Here is an 8272-nt window from a genome sequence, read left to right as displayed (position 1 = left end):
TGCGAGAACGTCGGCAAGTGCATCGCCATCGTTCTCGACGGTTACGTCTATTCGGCCCCCCGCGTGAACGGCAAGATCGACAAGGGTCAGTCGTCGATCACGGGTGACTTTACGATCCAGGAGGCCAAGGACCTGGCCAACGTGCTCAACTCGGGTAAGGTCCCCGCTCCGGCCAAGATCATCCAGGATACGGTCGTAGGTCCGTCGCTGGGCCAGGAGTCGATCAACGCCGGTATGCTCTCGTTCGTGATCGCCTTCATCCTGGTGCTCCTCTACATGGACCTGTTCTACAAGACGGCCGGTTGGATGTCCGATATCTCCCTGCTCTTCAACGTCTTATATCCCCCCGCTCCTCAACGTCTTCCTGCTGATGGGCGTGCTTGTCTCGTTCGGTGCCGTGCTGACCCTTCCGGGTATTGCGGGTATCGTGCTGACGATGGGTATGGCCGTCGATGCCAACGTCATTATCTACGAGCGCATCAAGGAGGAGCTCCGCGGAGGCAAGGGCCTCTCGCTGGCTATCAAGGACGGTTTCTCGAAGGCCTACTCGGCGATCATCGACGGTAACCTGACGACGATCATCACCGGTATCGTGCTCTTCATTTTCGGTAACGGTCCGGTTCAGGGCTTTGCCACGACGCTGATCATCGGTATCGTCACCTCGTTCTTCTGCGCCATCTTCATCACGCGTCTGCTGATCGAGTGGATTGTTGCCAAGTGGGGCAATATCTCCTTCTCGCACAAGTGGTCGGAGAACTTCCTCAACAACACGCATGTAGATTTCCTCTCGAAGCGCAAGATCTCCTATACGATCGTCGTTGTGCTGATGGTGCTGTCGTTCCTCTCGCTGGCTGTCCGCGGCCTGAACCTCGGTGCCGAGTTCACCGGCGGCCGCGCCTACGTTGTCCGCTTCGACAAGGCCGTTTCGGCCGAAGCCGTGCGTCAGAACCTCGACGAGGCCTTCTCGGCCATTACCGATGCCGACGCTTCGTCGGTGAGCTTCGAGGTCAAGCAGTACGGTAACGAGAACCAGATGCGCATCGTGACGCAGTACCGCTACGACGATACGTCGGACGAGGCTACGGCCGAGGTCGAGCAGATCCTCTACAACGCCGTCAAGTCGCTCTACTCCTACGACATCACCTTCGAGCAGTTCCGCAACACGCAGACCGACCAGAACGGTATCCTGAACGCCGACAAGATCGGTCCTTCGATTGCTCAGGACATGACCTGGAACGCCATCTACTCGGTGCTCTTCTCGCTCATCGCCATCGGTCTCTACATCACCTTCCGCTTCAAGCGCTGGCAGTGGGCTACGGGTGCTACGGCCGCACTGGCTTTCAACGCCCTGCTGATCATCGGTATCTTCTCGATGTTCTACGGACTGCTGCCTTTCAACCTCGAGGTGAACCAGGCCTTTATCGCCGCCATCCTGACGATCATCGGTTATGCGATCAACGATACGGTGGTGGTCTTCGACCGCATCCGCGAGTACATGACGCTCTATCCGAAGCGTAACTTCGCCGATCTGGTCAATGGCGCCATCAACTCGACCCTCTCGCGTACGATCAACACCTCGGGTACGACGCTCGTGACGCTGCTGGCCATCGTCATCTTCGGAGGCGAGACGATCCGCGGCTTCATCTTCGCTCTGATCATCGGTGTCGTGGTAGGTACCGCCGCCACGATCTTCATCGCCACGCCGCTGGCCTACGACCTGATGACCAAGCGCATGAAGAAGGCCGAGATCGAGAAGAAGTAGCGTTTCTCTGCGGGGTGACTACTTCCCGTACCTTATAATAAAATGGATTGCGTATTCGGCGCAATCCATTTTATTTTTATCTTTGCCGTAAAATTAGCCTTTCGGAAGGTATGGAAAATTTCTTGCATTGGATCCGGCGTTACGTCTCTCCGGTCTTCCTGGCACTGCTGGTCGCATCGTTCATCCTGTGGTACCTGGCCAAACTGAGCTATACCTATACGACCGAGCAGACCATCCGCGTGAATATCGACGGACAGCCGATCGAGGTAGCCTGCGTGGTCGAGGGGCTCGGCACGAACCTCTTCGGTTACAGGGTCTATTCGAGCAAACGGCTGCGCATCCCCCTCTCGGAACTGAAGACGCACCCATCGACCGAGGAGGGGCATGAGGACTTTCTGGTCATCGACCCGCAGTCGCTCCAGCATGCCATTTCGGTGCGCATCAGCGACATCAAGGTCGTGTCGATCGGCTCGATCCCCGAGATCCGGGAACCCGAAACCGAAGAAAAGCCATGATGAAGGTCGGTATCACCGGAGGCATCGGCAGCGGCAAGAGCACCGTCTGCCGCCTCTTCGCCCAAAAGGGCGTTGCGGTCTACGATTCGGATGCCGAGGCCAAGCGGCTCATGACCTCGTCGGAGGCGCTGCGTGCCGGTATCGTGGCCCGCTTCGGTGCGGAGAGCTACCGCGGCGGTGAACTCAACCGTGCGTGGCTGGCCGACCGCGTCTTCCGCGACGACGCTGCACGGGCCGATCTCAATGCGCTGGTCCACCCGGCCGTGATGGCCGATTTCGCCGCCTGGGCCGAGCGTCAGAGCGGCGACTACGTGATCCTCGAGAGCGCCATCCTCTTCGATGCGGGCCTCGAAGGTTGCGTGGACCGGACCGTCGCCGTGCTGGCTCCGCTCGAACTGCGCATCGAGCGCACCTGTCGCCGCGACGGCTGCGACGCCGAGGCGGTCCGCCGCCGGATCGCTGCCCAGCTCGACGACGACGCGCTTTGCGCCCGGGCCGATTTCACCCTGGTCAATATCCTCGAGGAGGAGCTCGAACCCAACGTAGCCCTGCTCGACCGCCGATTCCGCCATGAAGCACAACATGCCGGCCATTGATCCTGCCGTGCCGCAGGTGATGGCCATCCTGAACGTTACCCCCGACTCTTTCTACGCCGGGAGCCGCACGCCCGACGGCGACGCCGTTGCCCGGCGGGTCCGTGAGGCGCTCGACGAGGGTGCCTCGATCATCGACGTAGGGGGCTACTCCTCGCGCCCCGGGGCCGACGAGGTGTCGCCCGACGAGGAGTGGCGCCGCGTGCGCTTGGGGCTTGCCGCCGTGCGGCAGGCCGACCCCGATGTCGCCGTTTCGGTCGATACGTTCCGCAGCGGGGTGGTGCGCCGCGCCGTCGCGGAGTTCGGCCCCGTCATCGTCAATGACATCTCGGCCGGCGAACTCGATCCCGACATGCTTCGGGCCGTCGCCGAACTCGACCTGCCCTACATCGCCATGCACATGAAGGGCGACCCGAAGACGATGCAGTCGCTGACCGACTACCGGCGCGATATCGTGACCGAGGTGGTCGGTTACTTCCGCTCGCGCCTCTGCGACATGGAGCAGGCCGGCATCCGCCGCGGGCGGATCATCCTCGACCCGGGCTTCGGCTTCGCCAAGACCGCCGCGCAGAACTTCGAACTGCTTGCCGGACTGCACCGCCTCTGCTCGCTGGGCTGTCCGGTGCTGGCGGGTCTTTCGCGCAAGTCGATGATCTACCGCACGCTGGGATGCACGCCCGCCGAGTCGCTCGCCGGCACCGTAGCCCTGGGCTGGGAGTGCCTGCGCCAGGGCGCCGCGATCCTCCGCGTCCACGACGTCCGCGAGGCGGCCGACAGCGTGCGCCTGTTCCGCGCCTTCCGCGGCGATACGATTCAAACCACGCAACCATGATACGCGTAACGGATATCCACAAGAGCTTCGGTTCGCTCGAGGTGCTGCGGGGCGTCTCGCTCGAGGTCACCGACCGCGAGGTAGTCTCGATCGTCGGGGCCAGCGGCGCGGGCAAGACCACGCTGCTGCAGATCATCGGCACGCTGTCGCGTCCCGACTCGGGCCGCGTCGAGATCGACGGCCGCGATCCCTTCGCCCTGGGCGACCGCGACCTCTCGCGCTTCCGCAACGAGCGGATCGGCTTCGTCTTCCAGTTCCACCACCTGCTGGCCGAGTTCTCGGCCTTCGAGAACGTCTGCATTCCCGGGCTGATCGGCCGGCGGCCGCGTGCCGAGGTCGAGCGGCGCGCCGGCGAACTGCTCGACCTGGTGGGCCTCTCGGCACGCCGCGACCACAAGCCGGGGCAGCTCTCCGGCGGTGAGCAGCAGCGTGTGGCCATCGCGCGGGCGCTGATCAACTCGCCGGCCGTGCTGCTGGCCGACGAACCCTCGGGCAACCTCGATTCGCACAACCGCGACGAGATCCACCGCCTCTTTTTCGAACTGCGCGAACGGCTCGGACAGACGATCGTCATCGTGACGCACGACGAGCACCTGGCCGCCATGGCCGACCGCACGATTACGATGTCGGATGGAACGGTCCGCTGATACCGAACTGCGCGAACTGCTCGAGCGGCTCCACGACACCTATAACCGCCCGGAGTTCATCCCCGACGATCCGATTTCGGTCCCGCACCGCTTTACGGACCGTGCCGACCGTGAGATCGCCGGCTTCTTCGCTGCCACGATCGCCTGGGGCAACCGCCGGACAATCGTCCGCAACGGCCACCGGATGATGCGCCTGATGGACGACGCCCCGGCGGACTTCGTGCGCAACGCCTCGGAGCGCGAACTCGCGGGCCTCGACGCCTTTGTCCACCGCACGTTTCGGGGTTGCGACCTGCGCGACTTCGTGCTGGCCCTGCGCCGCATCGATAGCGGGTGGGGCGGTCTGGGTGCCTTCTTCGAGCACAGCTACGCCGTGACGGGCGACCTTGCCGCTACGCTTGCCGACTTCCGGCGTGCGTTCTTTGCCGGGGAGCATGCGCCCCGGTGCGAGAAACACCTCTCGTCCGTCGAGCGGGGTGCCGCCTGCAAGCGGCTTTGCATGTTCCTGCGCTGGATGGTCCGCCGCGACGACCGCGGTGTGGACTTCGGCCTGTGGACGGCCATCCCGATGTCTGCCCTCCGCATTCCCCTCGACATCCACGCCGGGAATGTCGCCCGCACGCTGGGGCTGCTGACGCGGCGCCAGAACGACTGGCGGGCCGTCGAGGAGACGACCGCTGCGCTGCGGCGCTTCGATCCCGCGGACCCCGTGCGTTTCGATTTTGCCCTCTTCGGCGCCGGCATCGACCGCCGCCTCACGCTTTGATTGATATGTTCCACTTCAAACAATTCTCCGTCAGCCAGGAACGCTCGCCGATGAAGGTTGGCACCGACGGCGTTCTGCTCGGCGCCTGGACTCCGCTGCGCGACTCCGACCGGCGGATTCTCGACATCGGTACCGGCACGGGGCTGATCGCCCTGATGCTGGCCCAGCGCGCCCCCGGGGCCGCCGTCACGGGAATCGATATCGACGATGTCGGCGAGGCGCGTGCCAACGGCGATGCTTCGCCGTGGGGCGACCGGCTCTCGTTCGTCCGCTGCCCCGTGCAGGAGTTCTCCGACCGGCCCTTCGACCTGATCGTCTCGAACCCGCCCTTCTTCGTCGATTCGCTCACCTGCCCCGATGCCGGCCGCACGACGGTCCGGCACGCCGTCCACCTGCCCTTCGGGGAGTTGCGCGATGCCGTCGTGCGGCTGTTGGCCGCAGACGGGCACTTCGCCGTCATCCTTCCGACCACGGAGGCCGACCGGTTCGTGCACCTCTGCCGGGGGTACCTGCAGCCCGTCCGCCGTACCGATGTCCGCACTACGCCGCGGCGCCCCGTCAAGCGGGCTCTTCTCGAGTTCGTGCCTGCCGGCGTGCACGCTTCGGACCCGGCGTCCGGCGCGCCTCTCCGCAACGAACTGACGATCGGCACGGGTGAGCATGAATGCTATACGCCCGAATACCGGGCCCTGACCTGCGATTTTTACCTGAAATTTTGAGGTCCCGTGAAAAAAGGTTACATTTGTCTTCGGATCAACATGCAGATGCTTATGAAATCGAAAATCCTGTTGTTTGCCGGCCTGCTCTTCGGAGCAACGGCAGCCATGGCCCAAAACCCCTATATCGCACTCGAGGGTGCAATGGAAGGTGCCGACGGCATCGCCGTCAGCATGCCCCGCACGGTACTGGCCGTCGATCTGACGGTCGAGCGCACGGTGACGCTCTGCGGGCCCTACGCGCGTTATGCGCAGAAATACCTCGGCGTTCGCGCTCCGCTGACCGACAAGACGACGTGGAGCGTCGTCGGGGCCCGGATCGCCCTCTCGGGCGACGACCTCTACGATGCCGGCGAGCCGGCCGCCCCGCAGCAGCGGGTGCTGCAGCACGCCTCCTCCGACGAGGAGTTCGCCCGGGTTCAGCCCGACAAGATGTCGATGGTTGTCCCGTCGCTCGAGGATGCGGCGCGCGCCGCTGCCGAGCAGGTATTCGCCCTGCGCCGCCACCGGCTGGAGCTCATCACGGGCGATGCCGGCGAGAATGTCTTCGGTGAGGGGTTGAATGCCGCTCTTTCGGAGATCGAGCGACTCGAGCAGAGCTACCTCGAGCTCTTCCTCGGCAAGCAGACCGTCCTGGTCGAGACGCACCGTTATCTGGTCTATCCCGAGGCCGGCAAGAACCAGTATGTCTTCTGCCGCTTCAGCCCGGCAGCCGGACTGCTTCCCGACAGCGACCTTTCGGGCGACATGGTGCTCCTGCAGATCGAACCTGCGGGTGAGACCTCCTGCAGCATCGAGGCCGGCCCCAAGGAGTCCTCGGTCGTCAAGTGCCGCGTGGCGGCTCCGGCCGTCTGCACGGTGATCGCCGCAGGCCGCGAGTATGCCCGTGCGGTGCTTCCGGTCTTCGAATTCGGACGTACGGTCCAGGTGGCCCTTCCGCGCCGCAAGTAATCCCGCCGCGATGAACCACACCTCCCGCATGACGGCCCTGCTCGGCGAGATCCGCCGCGAGCGCAACGGGGCCGTCGCCGACTCCATGCGCCTTGTCGGCCGTCCCTACGGGCTCAACTACGGCGTGAGCCTCCCGACCCTGCGCCGTCTGGCCCGCGCCGAGACGCCCGACCACGACTTCGCCGAATTTCTTTTCCGTCAGGATGTCCGCGAGCTGCGTCTCGCCGCCTTCCATATTGCCGAGCCCGACCGGCTCACGCCCGACGATTCCGCATTCTGGGCTGCGGGGATCGACAACAACGAACTGGCCGAGGAAGCGGCCTTTGCGCTGCTGAGCCGCGCCGGGGCATTCCCCGCACTTTTCGGCCGATGGATCGCCCCCTCGCAGCCGCTGTTGCTCCGCTATGCGGCGCTGATGGCCGCGGCCCGCTGGCCGCAGGCCCCCGGGGAGTGGATCGCTCCGGCTCTCGAAGCCGTCCACCGGGCCGCCGTTGCGGCCGCGGATGAGGAGACGGCCTCCGGCGGTTCCGGCCCGTCTGCCCCGTCTGCCTCGGACGCCGAGGTGCGCTCCCTCTCCCGGGTCGGGGCTCACTTGCTTGCCCAGGGTGCTGTCGCCTTCTGCGCGGCCATCGGGGCCCGAAACGAAGAGACCCGGCAGGCGGTACTCCGCGCGGCCGGATCTCTCGGCTCGCTCCCTGCCGAAGACTTCGTCCACGAGGAGCTTGCCTGGCGTTTGCCGCACTGAATCAGTGCGGCGTGGCGTGTATGAGTGCTTCCGTCTGTTCGAGCGCCGCGGCCATCTCCTCGTAGCTTGTGATGCCGCTGCGGCGCCAGCGCTCCTCGCCGCGGTGGAAGAGGAGCAGCGTCGGTACCGTGCGGATGCGGTAGCGGCGGACGATGGGGAGCATCTGCTCGTCGTCGATGTTGATGCGGAGCACCTCCGCGCGCCCGTTCATCATGCGCCGGAACCGTTCTACCGTCGGGCCCATGGCCCGGCATGGTCCGCACCACGAGGCGAAAAACTCCACGAGGACCAGCGTATCGCTCCAGATGATCTTGTCGAAATCGTTCATCGTATTCCGTTTTTCCTTCAGTTGATCTCGGCCCACGTGACGGCCGTGTGGACCTTTCCCGAGAGCTCCTTTTCGGCATAGGCGATCGTGCGTCGCAGTCCCTCGACGAGCGGCGTGCGGGGTATCCATCCCAGTTCGTTGCGCGCCTTCGTGAGGTCGGGCACCCTCCGCGGGGCGTCACCCGGCCGGGCCTTGACGTGTACGATGCGCGAGCGGCTGCCTGTCAGCGCGACGATCTTCTCGACCAGCGCGCGGATCGAGACCTCATGCCCTCCGCCGAACTCCATCGTGCGAACCCCCTCCGTGGGCGTGGCGTCCATCAGCCGCACGAGCCCCTCGACCAGGTCTTCGACCCAGCAGAACGTGCGGATCTGCTCGCCGTTGCCGTTGATGCGTATGTCGCGGTTGCGCAGCGCC

The 8272-nt window shown here is 64.8% G+C and carries 10 protein-coding genes and 1 pseudogene; 9 read left to right on the top strand and 2 right to left on the bottom strand.

Going from position 1 to position 8272, the window contains the following annotated elements:
* The 9 genes and pseudogenes from secF to QZL63_RS06610 form a co-directional block, all read left to right on the top strand.
* A pseudogene (secF, locus tag QZL63_RS06650) lies at positions 1 to 1762 on the top strand (protein translocase subunit SecF); the annotation flags it as partial.
* 110 nt (positions 1763 to 1872) lie between these two features.
* A complete protein-coding gene (locus QZL63_RS06645) occupies positions 1873 to 2277 on the top strand; it encodes a hypothetical protein (protein WP_022308544.1) in 405 nt (134 codons plus the stop codon).
* Positions 2277 to 2873: a dephospho-CoA kinase gene (gene coaE, locus QZL63_RS06640; RefSeq protein ID WP_290586328.1), complete on the top strand. Its 597-nt coding sequence runs from the start codon at positions 2277 to 2279 to the stop codon at positions 2871 to 2873. Before QZL63_RS06645 ends, coaE begins: the two co-directional genes overlap by 1 nt.
* Entirely contained in the window at positions 2848 to 3702 is an 855-nt protein-coding gene (gene folP, locus QZL63_RS06635; RefSeq protein ID WP_022308542.1) for a dihydropteroate synthase, read from the top strand. Before coaE ends, folP begins: the two co-directional genes overlap by 26 nt.
* Complete coding sequence (locus tag QZL63_RS06630; protein ID WP_022308541.1) at positions 3699 to 4349, top strand: ABC transporter ATP-binding protein; 651 nt, start codon at positions 3699 to 3701, stop codon at positions 4347 to 4349. The genes folP and QZL63_RS06630 overlap by 4 nt, the downstream gene beginning before the upstream one ends.
* Positions 4333 to 5115 carry a TIGR02757 family protein gene (locus tag QZL63_RS06625; RefSeq protein WP_022308540.1) on the top strand — a complete coding sequence of 261 codons (783 nt, stop codon included), beginning with the start codon at positions 4333 to 4335 and terminating at the stop codon, positions 5113 to 5115. Before QZL63_RS06630 ends, QZL63_RS06625 begins: the two co-directional genes overlap by 17 nt.
* Positions 5116 to 5120: 5 nt before the next feature.
* Entirely contained in the window at positions 5121 to 5834 is a 714-nt protein-coding gene (locus QZL63_RS06620) for a tRNA1(Val) (adenine(37)-N6)-methyltransferase (RefSeq protein WP_290586313.1), read from the top strand.
* A gap of 51 nt (positions 5835 to 5885) precedes the next feature.
* On the top strand, positions 5886 to 6782 hold the full coding sequence (locus QZL63_RS06615; RefSeq protein ID WP_290586310.1) for a DUF4831 family protein: 897 nt from the start codon (positions 5886 to 5888) through the stop codon (positions 6780 to 6782).
* A 10-nt stretch (positions 6783 to 6792) separates the two neighbouring features.
* A complete protein-coding gene (locus QZL63_RS06610) occupies positions 6793 to 7527 on the top strand; it encodes a DNA alkylation repair protein (protein ID WP_022308537.1) in 735 nt (244 codons plus the stop codon).
* Between the two features lies 1 nt (position 7528).
* Here QZL63_RS06610 and QZL63_RS06605 read toward each other — a convergent pair whose 3' ends face one another.
* Both QZL63_RS06605 and QZL63_RS06600 read right to left on the bottom strand, forming a co-directional pair.
* Complete coding sequence (locus tag QZL63_RS06605; RefSeq protein ID WP_022308536.1) at positions 7529 to 7855, bottom strand: thioredoxin family protein; 327 nt, start codon at positions 7853 to 7855, stop codon at positions 7529 to 7531.
* Positions 7856 to 7872: 17 nt separating this feature from the next.
* Positions 7873 to 8272, bottom strand: a 400-nt coding sequence (locus QZL63_RS06600; protein ID WP_290586307.1) for a GDP-mannose 4,6-dehydratase, incomplete at its 5' end; no start/stop codon positions are given.

Source organism: Alistipes sp. CAG:268, assembly GCA_000434235.1.
GTDB classification, from domain to species: Bacteria; Bacteroidota; Bacteroidia; order Bacteroidales; family Rikenellaceae; genus Alistipes; species Alistipes avistercoris.
This window is presented reverse-complemented; position numbering and strand designations above follow the sequence as displayed.

Coding starts and splice junctions, on each gene's coding strand:
- QZL63_RS06615 (WP_290586310.1), top strand. CDS start 5,886: ATGAAATCGAAAATCCTGTTGTTTGCCGGCCTGCTCTTCGGAGCAACG.
- folP (WP_022308542.1), top strand. CDS start 2,848: ATGAAGCACAACATGCCGGCCATTGATCCTGCCGTGCCGCAGGTGATG.
- QZL63_RS06620 (WP_290586313.1), top strand. CDS start 5,121: ATGTTCCACTTCAAACAATTCTCCGTCAGCCAGGAACGCTCGCCGATG.
- QZL63_RS06610 (WP_022308537.1), top strand. CDS start 6,793: ATGAACCACACCTCCCGCATGACGGCCCTGCTCGGCGAGATCCGCCGC.
- coaE (WP_290586328.1), top strand. CDS start 2,277: ATGAAGGTCGGTATCACCGGAGGCATCGGCAGCGGCAAGAGCACCGTC.
- QZL63_RS06630 (WP_022308541.1), top strand. CDS start 3,699: ATGATACGCGTAACGGATATCCACAAGAGCTTCGGTTCGCTCGAGGTG.
- QZL63_RS06625 (WP_022308540.1), top strand. CDS start 4,333: ATGGAACGGTCCGCTGATACCGAACTGCGCGAACTGCTCGAGCGGCTC.
- QZL63_RS06645 (WP_022308544.1), top strand. CDS start 1,873: ATGGAAAATTTCTTGCATTGGATCCGGCGTTACGTCTCTCCGGTCTTC.
- QZL63_RS06605 (WP_022308536.1), bottom strand. CDS start 7,855: ATGAACGATTTCGACAAGATCATCTGGAGCGATACGCTGGTCCTCGTG.